The organism is Halomonas sp. KM072 (assembly GCF_050710315.1).
GTDB lineage: Bacteria > Pseudomonadota > Gammaproteobacteria > Pseudomonadales > Halomonadaceae > Vreelandella > Vreelandella hamiltonii.
Genome location: NZ_CP136132.1, coordinates 458,850 through 479,066, shown reverse-complemented (window position 1 = coordinate 479,066; position 20,217 = coordinate 458,850). Strand labels below are relative to the sequence as shown.

General features: G+C 55.7%; 17 protein-coding genes and 2 pseudogenes. 9 read left to right on the top strand and 10 right to left on the bottom strand.

Features of this window, described 5'->3' with window-relative positions; genetic code table 11:
- Positions 1-8: 8 nt before the first annotated feature.
- Complete coding sequence (locus tag RVM26_RS02265) at positions 9-731, top strand: ATP-binding protein (RefSeq protein ID WP_498940533.1); 723 nt, start codon at positions 9-11, stop codon at positions 729-731.
- An 88-nt stretch (positions 732-819) separates the two neighbouring features.
- Positions 820-1,833 (top strand): site-specific DNA-methyltransferase, encoded by a 1,014-nt coding sequence (locus RVM26_RS02260; protein WP_498940531.1) that lies wholly within the window; start codon positions 820-822, stop codon positions 1,831-1,833.
- A gap of 102 nt (positions 1,834-1,935) precedes the next feature.
- On the opposite strand, the gene RVM26_RS02255 is transcribed toward RVM26_RS02260, so the two are convergent.
- Positions 1,936-2,934, bottom strand: a complete 999-nt coding sequence (locus RVM26_RS02255; protein ID WP_498940530.1) for an IS5 family transposase — start codon at positions 2,932-2,934, stop codon at positions 1,936-1,938.
- Positions 2,935-3,012: 78 nt separating this feature from the next.
- Between RVM26_RS02255 and RVM26_RS02250 the strand changes: the two genes are divergently transcribed.
- From RVM26_RS02250 to RVM26_RS02235, 4 genes and pseudogenes are all read left to right on the top strand, one after another.
- Positions 3,013-3,918 (top strand): site-specific DNA-methyltransferase, encoded by a 906-nt coding sequence (locus RVM26_RS02250; protein ID WP_498940528.1) that lies wholly within the window; start codon positions 3,013-3,015, stop codon positions 3,916-3,918.
- A complete protein-coding gene (locus RVM26_RS02245; protein ID WP_498940527.1) occupies positions 3,918-4,853 on the top strand; it encodes a DEAD/DEAH box helicase in 936 nt (311 codons plus the stop codon). The genes RVM26_RS02250 and RVM26_RS02245 overlap by 1 nt, the downstream gene beginning before the upstream one ends.
- A pseudogene (locus RVM26_RS02240) lies at positions 4,850-5,886 on the top strand (IS630 family transposase). Before RVM26_RS02245 ends, RVM26_RS02240 begins: the two are co-directional and overlap by 4 nt.
- An 88-nt stretch (positions 5,887-5,974) precedes the next feature.
- Positions 5,975-7,747, top strand: coding sequence for a hypothetical protein (locus RVM26_RS02235; protein WP_498940525.1), 1,773 nt, complete (start codon positions 5,975-5,977; stop codon positions 7,745-7,747).
- 51 nt (positions 7,748-7,798) lie between these two features.
- Here RVM26_RS02235 and RVM26_RS02230 read toward each other — a convergent pair whose 3' ends face one another.
- The 6 genes and pseudogenes from RVM26_RS02230 to RVM26_RS02205 all read right to left on the bottom strand — a co-directional run bounded on the left by RVM26_RS02230 (position 7,799) and on the right by RVM26_RS02205 (position 11,460).
- Positions 7,799-8,158, bottom strand: coding sequence for a hypothetical protein (locus tag RVM26_RS02230; RefSeq protein WP_287806438.1), 360 nt, complete (start codon positions 8,156-8,158; stop codon positions 7,799-7,801).
- Between the two features lie 25 nt (positions 8,159-8,183).
- The gene (locus tag RVM26_RS02225) at positions 8,184-8,639 is read right to left on the bottom strand and encodes a hypothetical protein (RefSeq protein ID WP_287806436.1); all 456 of its coding nucleotides are present in this window, start codon (positions 8,637-8,639) and stop codon (positions 8,184-8,186) included.
- Positions 8,640-8,691: 52 nt separating this feature from the next.
- The gene (locus RVM26_RS02220; protein ID WP_287806434.1) at positions 8,692-9,510 is read right to left on the bottom strand and encodes a hypothetical protein; all 819 of its coding nucleotides are present in this window, start codon (positions 9,508-9,510) and stop codon (positions 8,692-8,694) included.
- Positions 9,511-9,520: 10 nt separating this feature from the next.
- A complete protein-coding gene (locus RVM26_RS02215) occupies positions 9,521-10,048 on the bottom strand; it encodes a ribonuclease H family protein (protein ID WP_498941697.1) in 528 nt (175 codons plus the stop codon).
- 111 nt (positions 10,049-10,159) lie between these two features.
- Positions 10,160-10,261 (bottom strand): annotated as a pseudogene (locus tag RVM26_RS02210) (ribonuclease H1 domain-containing protein); the annotation flags it as partial.
- Positions 10,262-10,752: 491 nt separating this feature from the next.
- Positions 10,753-11,460: a DUF3581 family protein gene (locus RVM26_RS02205; protein WP_039175785.1), complete on the bottom strand. Its 708-nt coding sequence runs from the start codon at positions 11,458-11,460 to the stop codon at positions 10,753-10,755.
- 107 nt (positions 11,461-11,567) lie between these two features.
- Here RVM26_RS02205 and RVM26_RS02200 point away from each other — a divergent pair, with 107 nt between their 5' ends.
- Entirely contained in the window at positions 11,568-14,525 is a 2,958-nt protein-coding gene (locus RVM26_RS02200) for a translocation/assembly module TamB domain-containing protein (RefSeq protein WP_498940522.1), read from the top strand.
- 14 nt (positions 14,526-14,539) lie between these two features.
- Here the strand turns inward: RVM26_RS02200 and RVM26_RS02195 are convergent, their stop codons facing one another.
- Positions 14,540-15,274 carry a trimeric intracellular cation channel family protein gene (locus tag RVM26_RS02195; RefSeq protein WP_144979948.1) on the bottom strand — a complete coding sequence of 245 codons (735 nt, stop codon included), beginning with the start codon at positions 15,272-15,274 and terminating at the stop codon, positions 14,540-14,542.
- 88 nt (positions 15,275-15,362) lie between these two features.
- A complete protein-coding gene (copM, locus tag RVM26_RS02190; protein ID WP_084123732.1) occupies positions 15,363-15,785 on the bottom strand; it encodes a CopM family metallochaperone in 423 nt (140 codons plus the stop codon).
- A 446-nt stretch (positions 15,786-16,231) separates the two neighbouring features.
- Here copM and RVM26_RS02185 point away from each other — a divergent pair, with 446 nt between their 5' ends.
- Positions 16,232-18,001 (top strand): hypothetical protein, encoded by a 1,770-nt coding sequence (locus RVM26_RS02185; RefSeq protein ID WP_128082404.1) that lies wholly within the window; start codon positions 16,232-16,234, stop codon positions 17,999-18,001.
- A gap of 110 nt (positions 18,002-18,111) precedes the next feature.
- Here RVM26_RS02185 and RVM26_RS02180 read toward each other — a convergent pair whose 3' ends face one another.
- Positions 18,112-19,032, bottom strand: coding sequence for a bile acid:sodium symporter family protein (locus RVM26_RS02180; RefSeq protein ID WP_027957952.1), 921 nt, complete (start codon positions 19,030-19,032; stop codon positions 18,112-18,114).
- A gap of 204 nt (positions 19,033-19,236) precedes the next feature.
- Between RVM26_RS02180 and RVM26_RS02175 the strand changes: the two genes are divergently transcribed.
- Positions 19,237-20,151: a cation diffusion facilitator family transporter gene (locus RVM26_RS02175; protein WP_035556048.1), complete on the top strand. Its 915-nt coding sequence runs from the start codon at positions 19,237-19,239 to the stop codon at positions 20,149-20,151.
- Positions 20,152-20,217 lie beyond the last annotated feature (66 nt).

The following is a 20,217-nucleotide window of genomic DNA, read 5'->3' as shown; positions in this document are numbered from 1 at the left end:
TAATAATCGTGGACGAGGCCCAGCACGCTCTCAACAGCAATGAAGGGGTCAATGCCATGTTTGCCCTTAAAGCTGCCCGCGATGCATTAAACCAGGGAGGGAAGCGGCCAGGGCTACGGCTCGTTTTCACCGGCTCCAGTAGAGACAAGCTAGCGCAGCTAGTGCTGCATACCAAACAACCGTTCTTTGGCGCTGAAATTACCCCTTTCCCCTTGCTAGATCGGGATTTTGTGGAGGCTTATACCAAGGACTTGAACGCGAAGCTTGCTGAGACAAACCACTTCGATAAAGAAGATATGTATCAAGCCTTTTGCTTGGTCGGCCATCGACCGGAGCTATTGGCCAGCATTGTCCGACGAGTTGCCCTAGAAATGGGTGAAGCGCCTAATCTAGGTGACCTATTGGAAAGGAACGCCCATGAGTTCCAGGAAGAGCTATGGATAGACTACCGACTAACCTTTGAGGCTCTCCCTGCTTTGCAGAAGGCGGTGCTTCAAGCGATGGCCGAACAGTCAACCGCTAAGTTGCCTTTCGCCCCGTTTAAAGAAGACACGCTTAGCATTATTAACGGACACCTTTGCCAGCTAGACCCAAAAGCCAAGGCCCCAACGGCGACAAAGATTCAGAAAGCGCTGGAAAGCTTGCGCGAAAAAGAGATTGTATGGCGTTCAGGCAGAGGCGCTTATGCGCTGGAGGATGGCGGCATGGCCGAATGGCTAAACCGGCCATAGGGCAGACAATCCAATTTCAACTCGTTTTGGAGCCCTATCCAAAGAAAGCGCGCAACGGAAATCAAATATCCCCCAAGGAGACTTGTTAATGGCGAGTAAACACTCTGATTTATTAAAGCGGCTCAATTCGATGAGCGAGCAAGAACTGCGCCGACAATTGGCCTACCTGCTGACGGAAAAACCATTAGGTTTAGTCTGGGAGCGCGATGCTATTGACCATGACCGTGCGCTTAATGCCAATGCGGTGCTTCCAAAATTGTCTCCTGAGCTGTCACATTTTGGATCAGATGAAAGTACCGGCAATATGATCATCGAAGGCGATAATTTTGATGCTTTACGTCTGTTACGGAAAACCCATGCGGGAAAAATCAGGGTTATCTACATCGACCCGCCGTATAACACTGGAAACAGCGCTTGGGTATATAACGACAAGATCATGAGCAAAACCGACAGATACCGGCAATCAACATGGCTTGAGTTCATGTACCGGCGTCTTGAGTTGGCGCGAGACCTTCTTACCTCGGATGGGGTGATTCTTGTCTCTATCAACGATGAAAACCGGTCTCGGTTAGAGTTATTAATGGAGGAGGTATTGCCAAGCCGTAGAGTGGGTAGCTTGGTATGGAGGACAAGGGACACAACAAGTGCGAAAGGGCGTAACTTTAGTGACGTTCATGAGCATATCTTGGTTTATGCCAATAAAGGTTTTGCTTTTAATGGGCAGGCAAAAACACAGAAAAAGTATAAGAACCCAGACAATGATCCAAGAGGAGCGTGGAATGGTGATCCATTGACCTTGGCCTTCGACCGTTTTGAGCGGCCTAACTTGTATTACCCGATATATAACCCTGACACAGATACATGGTATCCGTGTGACGAAAACCGTGTCTGGGCATACGCGACTGAAAGCCGAGTCAGCGAGAGGCAGTCTCTCCAAGCTTCAACAATGGAAGACTTTATTCGGAACGATCAAATTATATTCCCTGAAAACGAGAAGGTTGTGGTGTGGGAAAGCTTGGCTGAATTATATGCGGCTATTGACGCTGGAGAAGTTCCAGTCACACCTAAGGAACCGCTGATCAATTCGGTTCTAAGCGGCTGAAGCGCTCAGAATGGTACTTTCACCGCATCAGCGGTCGCTTTCTGACCAGTAAAGATGGCCTATTTCCCCTGCCAGCCGGATTATTCGGCTGGCAGGGCAGATTCAAGGCGCACTGGCCCCGTCAACTCGTCCTTCGCATCTCGTCGCCAGCACCAGGTTGGCCAGCCCGAACAGGCTGAATAGCTGCGCCTGGTTCTTGGCCAGCCCCTTGTAGCGCACCTTGCGGTAGCCGAAGAGGTTCTTGATGACGTGGAACGGATGCTCCACCTTGGCGCGGATGCTGGCTTTGGTTCTCTCGATCTTCAGCAACAGTTCTTTCATCGGGCTCTCTTCCATCTTCTTGATGCCGCCCCGTTTTGCCGCGATACAGCAACGGGAATCCTCCGCGTCCTTCTCTTCACCCAGGCGCTTGCCCATACCGATGTAGCCGGCATCAGCGTGGACTCGCTTGTCATCATCCCGCACCAAGTGGTCTGCCATGGTGACATCTGCCACGTTAGCCGAGGTGGCAACCACGGTATGCGTCAGCCCGGTCACCGCGTCGACGCCAATGTGAGCCTTCATGCCGAAGGACCATTGGTTGCCCTTGCGGGTCTGTTTCATCTCGGGGTCGCGCTGCTTGGCCTTGTTCTTGGTGGAGGGCGCGGCCGCGACGATGGTGGCGTCGACAATGGTGCCCTCACGCATAAACAACCCCTTCTCGGCCAGGTGAGCATTGATCTCCTCGAAGATCCGATGCGTCAGGGCATGCTTTTCCAGCAGATGGCGGAAGCGCAGTAGTGTGGTCGCATCCGGCACGCTCTCGATGGCCAGGTCGATCCCCACGAAGTCGCGCATCGCCTGGCTGTCGTAGATGGCATCTTCGAGCGCCTCGTCAGCAAGCGCATACCACTGTTGAAGGAAGTAGATCCGCAGCATGCGCTCCAGACCAATCGGCGGCCGGCCCCGCTTGCCTGCCGCGTTGGGGAAGTAGGATGGCGACAGTGCGTCGATCAGGCGTTGCCATGGCACCAGGGCATCCATCTGGGTCAGGAACCGCTCTCGGCGGGTAACCTTCTTCTTGTTCTGGTGCTCAGCCTGGGCGAACGAGATCTGCTTCATCGGATAGCTCTGTCAGTGGGTGTTGAACGGGTCAGATTCTACCCCGCCGGTGGCCACGAGACAGCTCTGGCGGGATTTGTGCAGTGTTTCCCTAAACGGAAACGCCCTCTTTTTTCAAAAGGATCGCCTGATTTAGAGTTTTGGATTGGTAAAAAGATAGGCTTTGGACGCCCTTTGTTTAAGAAATTTTGGAAAGATTTAAGAAGCCACACAAATCCACTCAGTTCATGGATATTCCGCACTAATGAACTGTACGACGATGAAGATTTTGCTCCTATAACTTCGCCCAATGCAGGTGAAGGAACAGAAATTATTCAAGAGGTATTTGGACATAAAGCATTTCAATATCCAAAACCACCAACCCTCATTAGAAACTTGCTGGCCCAAGCGACGCAGCCTAATGATATTGTGCTAGATTTTTTTGCGGGCAGTGGCACTACTGGGCAGGCTGTTATGGAATTAAATCAGGAAGATGGGGGTAACCGCCGCTTTATTCTATGCTCCAGTACAGAGGCCACCAAAAAAAGCCCTAACAAAAACGTCTGCCGGGACATTTGTGCTGAGCGCATTCGCAGATTTATGGCTGGCCAACGTAATATTGAAGCCATGGGCGGCAGCTTCGCGTACCTCACTCTTGACTTGATCGAAGAAGCCGACCTGGAGCTAGACGCGACGCCAGAACATGCACAAGCCCTTCTTTCAATGCGCGATACAGAGCAACTTCACCTTCCCAGTGGTGCCAGCGATACACACATATTGCCGGTGGGGGGCGATGCCCATGTAGCCATCCTCGTTTGTCGTAAAATGGATGAAGCTGTCATTCGCCAATTAAAGGAATGGCCTGCCAAGCGCGTGATTGTGTATAGCGGACGGCCACAAACACTGTCTGACGCCCTGCCCTATGACAGCCACATAGAAAGTCGCGCATTGAGCGATGTGTTTGATTACGTCAAGCCGACTACCAGCACAGCGGAGGCCTGCTAATGGAGACCGTCAACTTAGCGGAAGGTGTCACCGTAGGCCGTGGTTCGTTGCTCGTACCAGAAGCCTTTCAAAGCACGCTGATAGCCAACATATCACAGGCACTTTTAAGTGAGCGCGAACCACCCTGCTTACTGCGAGCCCCCACGGGATCGGGCAAAACGTTCATGCTGTCACAGTGCATGCAGCAAATAGGGCAATCCTCCGACGCCAACGTAATATGGCTATGGTTCGTGCCCTTTAGCAACTTGGTCATGCAAACCATGGATGCGCTTAAAAGCACTGCTCCAGGGCTCGCTCCCGTCTTACTGGCGGATGGACTCAACCAGGAGCCTCAAGCAGGACAAGCGCTTATTTCAACGACACAAGGCGTCTCACGCAAAATGTGGCGGCGAGCTGACTACGACGAAGGCGGAAGCGAGGAGAAGCTAACGCTGGCGCAATTTAAAACACGCGCCAAAGCAAAACAGCTTCGCATCGGCGTGGTAGTTGATGAAGCACATATTGCCCTTGATAACGCCACGGAGTTTGGTCGCTTTGTCCACTGGCTGGCGCCTGACTACTTAGCCATGGCCACCGCGACGCCAAAGAGCGACCGCATAAACACCTTCCTACACCATTCTGGCCGCTCAAGCTTTGAGTCATTTAATGTCAGCCGAGATGATGTAATAGAGGCTCGCCTAAACAAAGCCTACGTCCAGGCGGTTGTTTACGACCTAAGCGCACAGATCAAACAAGTAGCTGACTTAAAGCTGACGCTGCTACGCCAAGCCTGGAAACGGAACCAATGGCTGAAAAACCAGTTAAGCGACGCTGGGATCACGAGCATGACGCCGCTGCTACTGGTGCAGGTTGCCAATGGTGCCGGTACCATTGAAGAGGCCGAAACGCTCTTATTAACCCGGCATCCAAATAGCTATGCTATAATGCCGGCATGAACAGAGAAGATGCTCGCACACTCCATCCCGCCGCTCAGGAAGAAAAGCGAAAACTTGCGGTTCGCCTTTCCAAGCGTGGGATGAAGAACAAAGAGATCGCCAAGGAGGTTGGCGTTCACCCCCTCACCGTCGGCCGGTGGCTTACGAAATACCGTGAAGGCGGTCTAAAGGCCTTGCTCGCCCAGGTTCGTGGGCGAAGAGAGGGCTCTGGCCGCCAGCTCACCCCTGATGAAGAAAGTCGACTCCAGGCCATGTTGGTCGACAAGACACCTGACCAGTTGAAGCTTCAGTATGCCCTGTGGACACGCAAGGCCGTACAGGAGTTGATCAAGCTGGAAACCGGGAAGTGGGTGCCAATTCGCACCATTGGCGAATATCTGAAACGCTGGGGGTTCACTGTTCAGAAGCCCAAGAAGCAGGCCTATGAGCAGCGTCCAGCCGAAGTAAAGCGCTGGCTGGAGGAGGACTACCCAACCATTCATGCCCGAGCCAAGGCCGAAGATGCCGAGATTTACTGGGGCGATGAGACCGGGTTGCGTAGCGATAGCCAGCATGTGCGTGGCTACTCACCTCAAGGCGTCACCCCGTCCTCCGGCTCAATGCGAGAAGAGCGACGATCAATCTCATTTCCGCCGTCACTAACCAGGGCAAGGTACGGTTCCGGTTTTTCGACGGCACCATGAATGCGCAAATTCTGATCGACTTCATGAAGCGCTTGATTCGTGATGCCAAGCGGAAGGTCTTCCTGATCCTGGACAACCTCAAGGTCCATCACGCCAAGATCGTCAAGGCCTGGCTGGCGGAGCATCGGGATGAGATTGAAGTGTTCTACCTTCCACCCTACTCGCCGGAATTGAACCCCGATGAGTATCTGAACTGCGACCTCAAAGCCGGCGTGCATAGCGGTACTCCGGCGCGCAGCAGAGACCAGCTGAAGAGGAAGGCGATGTCTCACCTTCGGAAGCTTCAGAAGCTCCCGAGGCGAGTCGCGAAATACTTCAAAGCCCCGTCAATTCGATACGCCGCATCATAGCTATTTTATTGCCGGGTTAATAATACGTAACATAGGCGTTTCTCCCCATGTTATTGGCAAGCACTCTGCTGACGAACCAAACCCCACGATGATGGGCGCTATCGCCAATGACCCCAATATCGAAGTTCTGATTTTTAAACAATCCGCAGGCACAGGGTTCGATGCGCCGCGTGCCTTCGTGCTCGCATCGCTTAAACCTGTTAGTGACGCTGACTTTGCCATGCAGTTTATTGGCCGCGTCATGCGCGTGGCTAAGCCTATTCGTGAGGCGTTCGCTACCGCAAAAGATATCCCCGACAACTTGAACACAGCGTATGTTTACCTGGGGGATGCAGACGCACAGGCTGGGTTCCAGGCTGCCGTAAAAACAACCATGGCAGTTAAGAGCCAATTAGAAGGGCAAGTCGAAAAAATGCAGGAGCGATCCACCCGTAGTGGCGCCCGCACATTCACTAACCGCCCAACACCGCAAGGGGAAATAAGCCATAACTTCCCGCCTTCAGCGCCCAGAAGCAGTGATGACCAACAGCGCTGGACGGGGCAGCATTCAGATACCCATACACGTCACACAGAGCCTACAGGCACGGGACCTGACACTCCACCTCTAAGCAGGCAAGGAGGCCTAGACCTCATTGGCGGTGACGACCTAGACGAAGTGCAAAGTGACAACACACCGAAGCGCCCTTCTCCTCATACAGCAGAAAGCTGGGACGAATGGGTGAGCCATCTGAATGAGCATGGCATTAGTGTCTACCCTCTTCGCCGTCATTTCCCCGAAGTGCCTGATGCACTAGAGAGCGAGGCAAGGCCTGATGCGCTGGATATGGCCTCGCTGATCGTGAAGGTGGCGACTCGACTGCAAATCTCGAACGACGACCAGCAGCAGGCGATAAGGTTAGCGTGTGGCAAACACCGCGAGTCGGAACGACGTATTGAGCTTACCCGCCCGGATAGCATAGAAGAAAGAAAGGTCTCTATTGCACTTGATCGAAACGCCTTAGCACGGGAAGCCGCCATTCAAATGGCAGGACTCCCCATGTTAGAGGACGACGACAGGAAAAAACTTATCAATACGCTCGCCAAGCGCCTAACACCGCCGATTGAGCAAGCGTTACTCGATAGCGACGGTGACGCCGATGAGCTGGACAGCGCACAGGTACAGCGGTTAGCCCGCTATGCCGCTCACTGGGTTGTTTGCACGCACCGTGCAGCGCTAGAAGAAGGTTTATGGGAAGAGGTCTCTCAACACTCCAAATTAGTGCCGAGTGAGCCGTTGCCTGATGGTTACCTTTTTCCCACGGAGGTAGGCCTTAACCCCTCCACGAAACATCTGTACGGCATCATGCCACCACAGAAAGACGCTGCTGGCGACATAGAGCAGCTGTTGGATTATGAGTCACGCCAATTCGCCAGAAATCGTCATTGGACCATCGGCACCAGCGTCGTTCGCAGCGTCTTGATGGATAATGACTTTTTCCTGAATAAAGATGAGAAGGCCTTTGCTGAAGCGCTAGATCGAGCCGACTTTGTGGCATGGTGGTTCCGCAATCCAGACCGTAAGCCGTTTAGCGTACGGTTAGTACGCGGCGAGCATCGCAATAACTTCTATCCTGACTTCGTAGTTTGCGTTTCTCACTTGCCCGGAGATAAACCCTTGCAGCGGCTTGTGGAAACCAAGCACGACATAAAGGACATTCGGAATAAGAGCTTACATACCCCACGTAAATATGGCGATGTTGTTTTTATTACCAAAGACAAAGACCGCTATCATTTAGTGGAAAAGAACGGCTTATTGGGCGAAGAGGTCAATTTCACTCGACTTGATGCGCTTTACCAGAAATTTCAGCAAACGTCGCCCTAGCGCATTGCCCGAGACCCAAACCCAGCCGACAGGCTGGGTTTGGGGTAACGTTTATACACCTCTGAGAACCGACAAAAGATCCGCGTAGGCTTGTTCGGATTTCTCTGCCTCTTTGTTTGCTCCCTCTATGGCACGATCGACCTCATTATTGACCTTTTGGAGATCCCTCTGGATGGTCTTTTCGATACGCAACTGCCCTGAAAAGTCTCCATCCGCTAAGGCCTTATAAGCGGCTTTCGACTCATCGCGCAGGCGACTCGCCAATTCCCTGGCCCGTGCTTCCTCAGCGCGCTTTCGCTCAGCTTTGTTGACTGACGACGACAGCCTTTGGGCGGCTGACAGAATCATTTTGTAGTTCGCCAAGGCCTGCGGCAGGCTAATCACACCATCACTTGAGACGCTGTTATGCATGATTCACTCCGATGCCGTTTAACAATCAGTGGGATGGCGTAATGATGCTGAGCAATTCTCTATAGGCCCCCTGTGCTTTCCCTGTTTCCTCGCTGGCACTCTCCACGGCCTTGTCGAGTCGCTTGATCGCTTTCAACAAGTCTTTCTGTACATCCTCAAAAGAGCGTGCCTCCGGTGCTTCTCGCTTTGCTAGGCGAGCGTCAAAAGCCTCATTGGCTTCTTGTTGAAGCGCTCTTGCGCTCTGTTCTGCCTCTTCTTCTTCTTGACGGTTTTTCTCCAGCTTCTTGGCCGCAGAAGCCAGTGATTTGGCGGCCTCCAGGATATCGTCTACCCGCGGTGCGATCTCCTCCAAAGAGGCAGCGGGATACTCGACGTGATCTGCGGGCAGCTGAAACGGAGCGACATTATCCTTGTGAGCGCCAGCAGCCTGTGTTTCTTCGTTGGCGCTGAATCCAGCATTGTCAGCATGAAGATGGTTCATATATACCTCTTTGTGTCGGGCCCATAATGGGCTGTTTGCCATTTGAAAAAAATTAATAATCGTCTATTTCGTCCAGGTTGTCGTGCAGCGGCAGTGAGCCAAAGCGACCGCTTTCTTCACGAAAGCTATGGCCCATATAGCGGCTACCATCTTCTTCCTGGTGATGCTCTTGAAAAGCACGGCTTGTGCCTTGCGGCTCATCTTCGTCGCGCGCCGTATTAAAAGGAAGATCACTTTTGAAGGCTCCCGCGGCACGCATGGGCCCAACACTGGTCGCAAATCGTGATTCGCTCTTTTCACGCACCCCCACCAGTACCGATACCTTGCCATTCACTACAGGAATGAAAGGGATGTTCTTGCGGGGCTTGGGCCGTGATAACCGGGGAGCCGATAGGACCGGGTTCTCTCGACTTTTGGGAGAGCGTCGTTTCTTTTTGCGCTTTTTAGCCGGTTTCGCCGGTGCCAGCACTAGCTCCGATTTTAAAGCGCTCAACTGATCGGCCAATGCGGTGTTGGTGATCCTGGCTCCAGATGCTTCCTTTGCCTTGCCCGATTTTGGCTGGGGCCGCCTAGTCTTCGCCTGTTTCGCATGAGAGTGCGGGTTAGGCGCTATCGCGGGAACGGCTTCAGTCTTCGGGCCAAGTCTTGATTCCTTTTGGGGGCTGCCCTTAGCCCTGTAGACTTTCACCGAGCGTCGTTTTTCTTCCTCTCGTGCGAGGCGGGCCGCGCTGGCGTTGTTATGGAACGGAGACGGCACGCTATAAGCTGACGCACTAGCCCCCTTCTGGCTATCGACAAAACCGGAACCTCCACACATCGGGCAGTTTGGCGCGTGAATAGCCCCACCATCGCACCGTGAGCAAAATTCCATCTGTCTCTCCTTACCCCCGCTCCAAGCGAAGGATCTCTTGGGTGTCCAGAGTACCCTGGTATTTAACAAACGCGCCCTGGCGTTCGACAGAAGCTTTCATCGCCATGCGATCGGCCAACTCGTTACCCTTGATCCCCGCATGGGCTTTGACGTGCACCAATTCGATGGCGTGACCAATTTCGTTGTAGAGGTTATAAGCGGCTTCTACAATGGCCTGATTCTTGACCGGCTCATTGTTGGGCCGACGCCAACCACGCTTTTTCCACCCGCTCGCCCATTGGCTGATACACTTGATTGCATACTGCGAGTCGGGGCGGATACGCACGCTCTTACTTTCGGAAAGGGCCGTTTTGGCAAGGAATAGCGACTCTTGCAGCGCCAACAGCTCGGCGGTGTTGTTGGTTCCCATCGGGGCAAAGTGGCCGTAGTACAGGTCGCTCAGCATGCCTTGCCGGTAAACCACCACGCCGGAGCCGGAGGGGCCAGGGTTAGGGTCGCACGCCCCATCACAGAAAATCTCGACATCGACGGCGCTCAGGGTCTTCTGAGTCGGAGCCTTTGGCGTTTTCGCGGCCGTTTTCTTGGTGGAGCGGCTGCCACTTGCTTTGTGAGCTGGCGCCTTGGCCGTTCTGGCAAACGCCTGGTGGGCAGCCTCTTCACTTTGGAAAGACTTATAGCGTGCGGAGGGGAACCCTTTAACCTGGCGCTCACACTCAGCCCAGGTCGTGTAGATCCCGGGGGTCCGACCTACCCAAGCGACGTATCACTTTTTGGCTCTTGTTTTCGCCATTGCGTGCCCCTGCTTTCGTTTAGTCTTGTGTTGAATGGTGTCTGTCGAGCCAGTGGCGGCAATGTTGGCAGTTAACGCGCTGTAATTCGCCCCGCTGTGGCGAGTCATCAACTTCGAATAAGCGTACGGCAAGCCCGCAAGCGGTAAAGGTTCCGCTGCCATCAGGACGATGCCATGCCGACCCACTCCGTACACCGCACGCCACCGTTTTCCACCAACTGCATACACTTGATCCCGATGAGAGGGCGCTGGACACGCCGTTTCACAAAGCGCTCGACGAGCCCTTGAGAGCCGGCGACACGCTGCATCTGGACGGCATGACGCTGAGCGTCGAAGGGATTCTGGGGGAGCGCGTTACCACCGTGGCGCTACAGCTGGCCACGCAGCCACCGGAAACTTGAGAGCAGCGCCCCCATGGCGTCACACCGCCATGGGGGCTTTGACATCGCGCTTCAGGCGGCTTCGTAAGCGGCCTTGAGACGATAGAACTCAGCCACGATGGCCGCCATCTCGCTGTCGTCGTAGTTGCACAGGCCGCTGACCACCAGCTTCTTGGAGCCCACGCCCACGGGCTGGCCAGAGGACTGGATGGAGAACTCCAGCAGCGCATCGGCACGCTTGCCCTGGACTTCGAGAGACGACTGGGTCAAGGCGAGATCCGGTGACAGCGCATCCAGCCGGTCCAGACAGAAGCCCATGCTGTCGTAGATCACCAGCGGGCGCTTGGGGTTGAACATCACCCCGTGCTGCTCCATCAAGGGCTTCAGATAGTGCGGGAAATTCTTGCCCGAGAAGGCCACGTAGCAACGCGCGAAGGCTTCCACGGCCGCTTCGTCACGGGTGACTTCCCCTCGGCGCACCACCTGCAAATAGCACTTTCCGCTCTCGTCGCAGACATGGATATCGCCGTTGTCGGCTTCGCTAAACTTGAGCGGTGTATCAGCGCCTACCATATTGGTGAAGCGAAATTCCATTTGTCGCGACAGCCCGAACTTCACTAGTACCAGCGTGAACAACAAATCGCCGGGCACACAGAAACGCCGTGCGTCCGGGTTGTGAATCGGGTTGTAGTCACCGGCCACGCCCTTGGCGAAGCGGCTGGCCTGCTCGGCGGAGATCACCACGTACTCTCCGCGCTGCGCGTAAAAATCCTTGAACATGGCTTTGCTGCCTGCCTAGCGTTGAAATCGAAAACCCATAACTGCCCCACGTCGCGCATAATGCCATAAAACACGCGCCAACAGGAGTCATCTGCCAGGATGCTTGTATGACCAACGAGACGCCCCCCACGCCGCGCCGCCGTTCCCCTTTAATCTACGTCCTGGTGGGCGTGATTCTGGTTGCTCTGGTCTGGCTGGCGGGCAGCTACTGGCTGCTCAATAGCCAGTGGCTGCCGCGCCAGATCTCCACCATCGACGGCGTAGAGGTGCGCTGGTCGAGTGCCCAGAGCCTGCACCCCGGCCGCTGGGAGGTCGAAAACCTCTACCTGGCCCGGGACGATGCTGCCCTGCCCCTCTCGGTAGAGGCCGAACGGGCCACCTTGTCGCTCTCGCTACTGGCCCTGCTGCGTGGCGAACTCTACCTTCACGCCCTGAATGCCGACGGCATTCGCCGCCTGACGGTTGGCGATCTGGCGCTGGAGGCCGAAGGCCAGCTGCAGGTCATGGATACCCAGCTTAGTCAGGATCGGCTGGCCTTGCCGCATGTGTCACTGGACATTACCCTGGGCAGCCTGGTGCGGCTCAGTGATCAGACCACCTTGATCCAGCAGATCGACCTGCGCAGTACGGCGTCGCTGGCCGAGACCGCTACCCAGGCATTACGGGGGGAGGCCCTCGAAGAAGCGCTCTTGAGCGCCCTGGATGCGCGGCTGTCGCTGACCGCCCAGGCCGATGCCTGGGACGTGTTCATGCCCTATCTGGAAGCGTTGCCGTGGCTCAGCCTGGCGGGCCGCGGTGAGCTCCAGGGTGACCTTGCGCTGGTGGCAGGCGAACTGCAGCCCGACAGCGAGCTGGTACTGACCGCGCCCGTCCTGGAGCTTGCGCTGGATGAGCAGCGCCTGGCGCGCCGCGATGAAGCACGCCGCTGGCTGCTCGCAGATGCCTCGCCCCCACGCCACACCGCCACCGGCGAAGGCCAGGTACGTCTTGCGGTGGAAGAGCAGCAACTGCGCTTTTCCACCCGTCTGGCACAGGTGACGCTGGCAGAAGCCACACCTTCCGACACCCGCCCCTATGCCACCGATACCCAACTGACCCTGGCCACCGAGCTTCCCAACCAGCGCCTGGACCAGCTGGCGCTCCCTACCCATGCCACGCTGGCCCTCTCTGGCCAGGTCACTAGGCTGGACATGCTGGACCGCTACCTGGCCACCGCGCTGGAAGGCCAGGGCATCAGGCTCACTGGCGAGGGGAGTATCGATGCCCAGCTTGCCCTGCGCGACGCACGCCCCTACCAGGCCGAGCTGGCCATCGAGGCCCCAGCGCTGGGTGCAGCGCTGTTGGACTTCACCACCCAGGGCCGAGGCACCTTGAACGCGCAATTGAACGAAGATGAGCAGCTGCACGCCACGCTGGCACTGCGTGATGCCGAGCTGTATCACCAGACGCGCCAACTGATGGCCAACGCGCAGCTGACCCTGGACGCCACCAGCCCCCTCGACCCCGAACAGGCCAGGCAGCAGGCCACGGCACGGCTGAGCTGGGCAGAAGCCACGCTCCCCGATCTGGGCGTACTGCAACCCTACCTGGCAGGCCTGCTGCCCTCTCCCGCCCCGTTGACACTACAGCGCGGCAGCGCCACCAGCCGGGGACAACTGGAGTTCGACACACAGGCCATGCAGGGTGAGCTGCACCTGGCGGGCAATCAGCTGACCACCGGCTGGCAGCGGGGCGATCAGCGCGGCACCCTAGTCAGCAACGCGCAGTTGCAGCTGACGATACGCCAGGCCGCGCTGGACGGCACGGCGCTGGATATCAGCGGCTCACGGCTGCGCTGGCAGGTGGCCGACGAGCACGCCCTGGAGGAGCCGCTGGAGAGCATCATCGTGCTTCGCGACGGGCAGTTTCAGCGCCGGGCAGGCGTGCCCAGCGGGCAGTTCAGCGTCGACGGCAGCGTTCAACGGCTCAGTTTTCTCAACGCTTTTTTACCAGATGCTCATGGCATCAGCCTCTCGGGCGAAGGCCAGCTCTTCTTGCAGGGGGCATTTCAGGACGACCAGCTCCAGGCCCCCACACGCCTGAGGGTCAACGCCAATGAGCTGGCCGTGACCTTTCTGGACTATCTCGCCACAGGGCGTGGAGAGCTGACCGCGCAGCTGGACAGCCCCGAACAGGCGCGGCTTTCACTCGGCATTCCCCAGTTTGCCCTGAGCCATCAGGACGACGATCGCCCCCATCTTCAAGGCCGCCACCTGGCGCTGACCACGCAGACAGACCGCTTCAGTGAGGTGCTGGAAGCCGCCGCCCCAGAGCACTTCGTGACCCGCATCGTGCTGCCCATCACCGAAGTGCCGGACATGACCCGCTACAACCGTTTTCTTCCTGACGATGCCGGGGTGGAGCTGCTCTCCGGCCACGCCAGCCTGAGCAGCGAATGGCTGCTGGAAGGGCTCCAGGCACAAGGGGAGATTACCCTGCGCGCCTTCGAGACCGAGCTGGCCCTGCTGGACCAGCGGCTACGCGGGGATATCGCAATGCAGCTAAGGCTCACCGACGGCGATCTCGATGCTCGCCGCTTCACCGCCAGCGACTCCTATGTGCGGCTGGAAAACATGTTCCGCCAAAGCGAGGAAGGGACTCAGGATGCGGGCTGGTGGGTGCAGCTCGACCTGCAGCAGGCACGGTTGGTGTGGGGCGACCCGCTGCAGCTGACCAGCCAGCTGCGCTTGGGGATGCGCGACTCCGGCTTGTTGGCGCGGCTTTTTTTAGCCCGCGCCCGAGAGCGCGACTGGCTGGGTCGGCTGCTCGACGTGCAACCCATCGAGGGCAGCGCTGAACTGAACATCGACGACGAACAGATCCGACTGGCCAACCTGGCGCTGACAGGTGGCCCCCTGTTACTACTGTCGGACATCACCCTGGACAATCAGCAGGCCAATGGCGCGCTGTATGCCCGCCTGGGGGCGCTGGGTATCGGCGTCGAGCTGGTGGAGAGCGAGCCAACCCTGCGCGTCATTCAGCCTCGGCGCTGGTTCGATCAATGGCGCGCCACCCAACGCCCATAAGTACCGGCAGGCGCTTAGCGACGACGACGCTCGCGGCGAATCATGCGCACCCGCTCCTTGGCCTTCTGGGGCGTCGAGAGCGAGGTGGTGTGTGGCTCTGTCGTGTCGTCGGCTTCGTCGTGTTTGGGCGGCACGGTCACCCAGGCAAACACCGGCAGCGCCAGGTGCCAGTGAATCGCCGCCAAGCGCAGCCCCAGGGTGACACTCAAGGCAGCCGCAATGGCAAGCGTCAGCGGTGCCTGCAAGGATTGGAGCACCACATAGACGATCCCGCCCGCCATGGCGGCGGTGGCATAGATCTCTTCGCGCAGCACCATGGGCACCCGCTGGGCCAACACGTCACGAATCATGCCTCCCGCCACGCCGGTCATCATGCCCATGAGTACCGCCACCACCCCCGACGTGCCCAGCAGCAGCGCCTTGTGGGTACCGATCACGGTAAACAGCGCCAGGCCGAAGGCATCCGCGATGGGTAAAAACCCCCGAGACAGACGATGGATATAGTGAAATCCCACCAACGACACGCCCACCGTGGCGAGGATGACCCACAGATACGTGGGGTCGGTGACCCAGAACACCGGCCGGACACCCAGCACCAGATCCCTCAAGGTGCCGCCGCCGACCCCGGTCACCGCTGCCAGCACCAGCATGCCAAACGGGTCCATCCGCGAACGGCAGGCCAAAATGACTCCCGACAGGGCAAACACGATCATCCCCGCCAAATCCAACCCGTAAATTACCCCCGACACGCGGCGCTCCTTTGATGCGACCCTGAAGAGGCGGACAGAATATCACTGTTGCGGCCGGTGCGTAGCGGATTATGCGGGCAAGGTGACGTTAATGTTCCTGACGCTCGAGCCACTCGCGCAGAAACGCAATTTCACTCTCTTGAGCCGCGATAATCTCCTCGGCGAGCTGGCGAATCTCTGGGTCATCGCCATATTCGAGCACGATCTCGGCCATCGCAATGGCGCCTTCATGGTGCGGAATCATGCCCTTGGCAAAGTCCACGTCGGGATCTCCGCTGAAGGCCATGTTCATATCTTCATGCATACGGTCATTGGCCGCCTGAAAAGCGGCAACGGCCGGATTCTCTGAAGGTGATGCGGCCTGCCCATGGGACTCGTGGGCGTGGCTATCTGATTGCGCATGGCTGAGCGGCGTGATCAGCGCCCCCGCGAGCATCATGACGCCTACCCAGTACGGCCTGGGCATGGCGGGTAAAAGGCTCTGGGTGACACCTTGGCAAGCGTTGGACATCAGTGTGCTCCTCAATGGCTGATTGGCTTTGCCTGCCTCTGTCAGGCAGGACGCTATCGTCACGATAGATTAAAAGTCTAAAACCTTGGGGCAGCACAGAGGTCAAGAGGCCTAAGGTCTAGGGTCTCCCCATTTTCCGGCGTGTCATCGGCATAGTCCTCCTGAGGAGGTGAACAAGTCTGGTATTCGTGCCTCGGCGTCTGGCGCTCTTCTCCAGAGGGGATAGAAAACACTTCGGCCTTGAGCAAACAGCCGTTGCCAGCCCCGCTGCAGGCTATAGAACGGGAATATCAGCCGGCGGTGTCGCTTCTGACGTTGCGCGTGCCGCACCAACTCCGGCGCTCGGTCCTGATAGGCCGCAAGCAGTGTCATTTCCAACAATTGTTGCGACTAAACAATAATTGCTGCGACAATCTCTATGTTGAGTTTACATAGAGTGCGCCTTTGTGACCGTTTCTCTTAAACAATCCAGAACCTTTAGCTTCCATGATGGCACCCTAAAAAACGAGGCAGAGCGCTTGGTCGTTTGGTGGTACGGGCCTATATTTAAGAACAATCGCTTACGAAGCGTCCCTAAAATCCATATCTTCTTAAGAACCATCGACCATGAAAATAACTTAGGAGGCGTGATGAGACGTGAGACTGTCTTAACGCATCTTGGGCTATTGAGAATAGGGTCAGTATGGGAAAAGGGCGTGAGTAGCTCGCGTATTGCCTACGAGGAAAGAAAATTCTCCGTTTCTTTTTCTCCAGGCGGCTGGCGAATTGTCACCTTAGATGATTTACGACAATCAGGACGAAGCCTCTATACCGCTTTTCATGACTCGAACTACTTACCCCAGAAAAATCAGCACAAAACATACCTGATTGAATTTGACCTTCCAGATGGCAAACACTTGCTCATCCCTTGCACAGAATTTTTTATTCGCGTTTACGGCCGATCTTCTGAAATCAAGCGAGTGCTCGCCACTTACCCTTGGGAAGAAGTCAAAAAACGTCTTTATCGACCGCTTGATGCGCCTGCATCCCCAGGTACGTGGCCTGTCAAATTTACCTATCATGTTCATAAACACGATGCCATTTTGCTCGCGCATATGTTGTACGATCCGTATGCCAAGCGCGCTGCAAAATATATATATTCACAATTTGAAACCAGCTCCACGCCAGATGAGATGCTTTTAAAAGCCACCCCATGGTTTCAAGGCAGCGGGGAAATCTCTGTTTCTGGCGTTCCAATTGATGGTGGCAACACATTCCTAGGCTTGCAGATATTAGGCTGTACGCAGCCCGATGGTGCCACGATCCACCGCGAAAGAGAGAAGTCAACGACAGTACCAGCCACCGATGGCGATGATGCTCCCACTCAATTTCCCTATCATCAGCTTCAAGACATCCCCGATGTCATTGACCTGACGGATGATGAAGAGCCCGACCATGGCTCTTCTTGGCTAGACCTTCCTGAGGACGAATTCGTTATTTTAGGTAAGCCTCGCGCCGTCTTGGATAAACGATATACTCGAAAAAATGTGCCCGATACACGAGGCGTCCCCGTTCCGGGTGACGAAACTATTTTCTCCACTGGGGAGCCGCATGGATCAGGAAAAGGGGTCGGACAGGCCTCTATTCATGCTCCTATTACACTGGAATCACAGGGCTTTCTACGTGATATGTGGAATGCGCTTCTCTATTTGCAATCGGCCTATCCCGAAACGATTCGTGGCGTTAGCTGGTTTACCTTTGAAGACGGCTTTAGCACTTCCCCCGACCCTCGGTTGATCAGCCTCGAACCTTTCGAAATAGACGAGGAGGTGGAAACGTCAGTCGCTAATTGGGTTTACATTGATACTCAGACCAAGGTACCTCGCGGGGTGCTCGTCGTTCGGGTGCATGTGTTAGATCAAACGCTCTATCTCATGGAGATCCAACGACGCCCTCCAAAACCCAGAGCTGGCGGTAGCGAGGAGGCATCCAAGCCTCCTTCCTATAAAGGTTTAGTCTTCACGCTGAGCCACCAAGGCAGCTTCGAGCAGTGGTTACGCCAAGTGCTGTCTAACGTGCGGCACGTAGAAGGTGTTGTCCAAAAACTAGTTGGTCACTGCCCAGGATTCGCCGATACGTTCAAGCACCCTAAATCCAAAAAGGAACAGATACCCTGCGAAGCCTCTGTGTTAAATGCTTTTAGCAAGGTCAGTATTGGTCGCAGTGACTTAGCATAGGTACTATTTGCCACCTTTATGAGTAGCGGTGTCTGTTTTGTCGCTAAGAGCAACCTGTACACCTCGTGTGCAGGTTGCTCTTCTGACGAAGAGCCGATACGGCCATCCCTTCAGTGGCGGGCGAGGATCTTCGCTGCGATGGGCGAAGTGATCATTTGAATCACGGCAAAAAAAGCGGCTGGAATTGCGATCTCTGATGGCAAGCCAGAAGCAGCGACAAACGCTGCAGCGATGCTGAATTCCTTTTTACTGACCGTGAAAAGATAGGTAATCACCTCTTTGCGATCAGAGGTGAGTAACCGTGAGGACATACCTACCAGGTACCCAATCAAATTGAGGCACAGGGCCGCGCCCGCAATCACAAACGCATACCAGCCATAGCCAATGATCGTGGTGGCATTCGGCCCGACCACGGCGAGTAGGATCAGCAGATACAGAATCGACCCTATCCCTGCATACGCTGAATCATGCCGTGCAAAGAAAGCCGAGAACCTTGTACGCAAGCTGACCCCAATCACGGTAGGAAGAAGCACGATTAGTGTTAATTCAAGAATAATTGATCCAAGCGGCACGTCTAACTGAAGGCCGGTGAGCCATAAAAACAGGAAGGGAACAATAAACGGACATAACGCGGTGTTGACTGCGTTGAAAACAGCGGCAAGCGCCACATTGCCTTTCGCCATCAGTACCAAAAGAGGAGAAGACACATCTGTCGGCAGCGTGCCGAGCAAGGTTTGGCCAGCAGCCAGCGGGCCGCTTCCAAAAAATAGACGGCCCGTTAGCCACCCGGCAATCGACATAGGCCCATAGACCAGCCCCAATGCCAACAACTGCCGTGACGGCTTTCGGAACACGATGCGCACTGCATGCGCATCGAATGTGAGGCTGATAATCAACATCAGTAATGCCAGTAATGGCCCAATCGCGAACTTAAGCATTATTCCGGTGGCCGGAAAGAGTAAGCCTCCCCCCGCGACGACGATTACAAACCAGACAAGGTGCGCCTCGACAAAATAAATGAATCTACCCATGGTGGATTGGACGTTACCGGTTGAAGTGGATTGAGCCCCGCACCTAAAACATGATCACCTTCGGCCCAGCACACAAAGGCTCCTTGGTAGCTAGGGACGTGCTTCCCAATCCAGCGATGCAAATAGATAATGCTCAAGGGTTGAAGCTTTAGTTGCTAGAGGTTTTATAGTACCAAGAACAGATAATTCGAGAGAGGGTAACAGATGGGACATCATCATGATCATCCCCACATTGATCCTGCCTCTGGCGACCGGCGCGTCAGCATCTCCATTTGGGCCAATGGGCTCTTAACCATCGCTCAAATCGTCGGTGGCATTATGGCGGGGAGCCTATCGCTGATCGCTGATGCGTTACATAACTTTTCTGACTTGGCAGCATTAGTCATTGCCTTTGCTGCTCGTAAAATCGCCAGACGGCCTGCCGATGTGCATATGACCTTTGGCTATGGCCGCATCGAGATAGTGGCAGCACTCATCAATTACACCACCCTCATTATTGTCGGTGTCTACCTGATTTACGAAGGCGCTATGCGGATGGTCGATCCCCCTGAGATAGAGGGATGGACGATCGTGATTATTGGTGGCGTCGCGCTCGTCGTCGATGCCCTTACCGCCATGCTCACGTGGTCAATGCAAAAAGAGAGTGTCAATATCCGCGCCCTTTTTCTGCATAACTTATCGGATGCGTTTGCCTCCATCGCCGTGATTATCGGTGGTTCGCTTATTTTACTGTACGACATGCGCTGGGTAGACCCCGCGATCACGATAGGGATTGCGCTATATATTCTTTACCTAGCCTTCTCTGAAATTGGCGGCCCTATCCGTACGCTAATGCTGGGATCTCCCCCGGACATTGACGGGCAGGCAGTCGTTGAGACCGTACGAGATATCGAGGGAGTCCAGGATATTCACCATGTGCATCTATGGCAGATGCAGGAAAACATGGCAGCCCTTGACTGCCACGTGGTTCTGACAGAAACCGGCTGGCAGCAGCTTGAATCCGTCAAAGCAGAGATCAAGGAGCAGCTTAAAATGCGCTTCAGTATTGCTCATTCCAGCCTAGAGTTTGAGCATAGTGACCACGCGCATCAAAATGCCAATCTATATGGGCATGAGTGACAGACCGAGGCCGGCTCCCAGCTCAGGTAGATAGCGAGCAGCTTACTCCCATAGCGATTGGCTTAT

Bases quoted from the DNA above. Each gene is read 5' to 3' on its own strand.
- RVM26_RS02220 (WP_287806434.1), bottom strand. From the start codon at position 9,510: ATGGAATTTTGCTCACGGTGCGATGGTGGGGCTATTCACGCGCCAAAC.
- RVM26_RS02230 (WP_287806438.1), bottom strand. From the start codon at position 8,158: ATGCATAACAGCGTCTCAAGTGATGGTGTGATTAGCCTGCCGCAGGCC.
- RVM26_RS02255 (WP_498940530.1), bottom strand. From the start codon at position 2,934: ATGAAGCAGATCTCGTTCGCCCAGGCTGAGCACCAGAACAAGAAGAAG.
- RVM26_RS02205 (WP_039175785.1), bottom strand. From the start codon at position 11,460: ATGTTCAAGGATTTTTACGCGCAGCGCGGAGAGTACGTGGTGATCTCC.
- RVM26_RS02235 (WP_498940525.1), top strand. From the start codon at position 5,975: ATGATGGGCGCTATCGCCAATGACCCCAATATCGAAGTTCTGATTTTT.
- RVM26_RS02225 (WP_287806436.1), bottom strand. From the start codon at position 8,639: ATGAACCATCTTCATGCTGACAATGCTGGATTCAGCGCCAACGAAGAA.
- RVM26_RS02200 (WP_498940522.1), top strand. From the start codon at position 11,568: ATGACCAACGAGACGCCCCCCACGCCGCGCCGCCGTTCCCCTTTAATC.
- RVM26_RS02245 (WP_498940527.1), top strand. From the start codon at position 3,918: ATGGAGACCGTCAACTTAGCGGAAGGTGTCACCGTAGGCCGTGGTTCG.
- copM (WP_084123732.1), bottom strand. From the start codon at position 15,785: ATGTCCAACGCTTGCCAAGGTGTCACCCAGAGCCTTTTACCCGCCATG.
- RVM26_RS02175 (WP_035556048.1), top strand. From the start codon at position 19,237: ATGGGACATCATCATGATCATCCCCACATTGATCCTGCCTCTGGCGAC.
- RVM26_RS02180 (WP_027957952.1), bottom strand. From the start codon at position 19,032: ATGGGTAGATTCATTTATTTTGTCGAGGCGCACCTTGTCTGGTTTGTA.
- RVM26_RS02260 (WP_498940531.1), top strand. From the start codon at position 820: ATGGCGAGTAAACACTCTGATTTATTAAAGCGGCTCAATTCGATGAGC.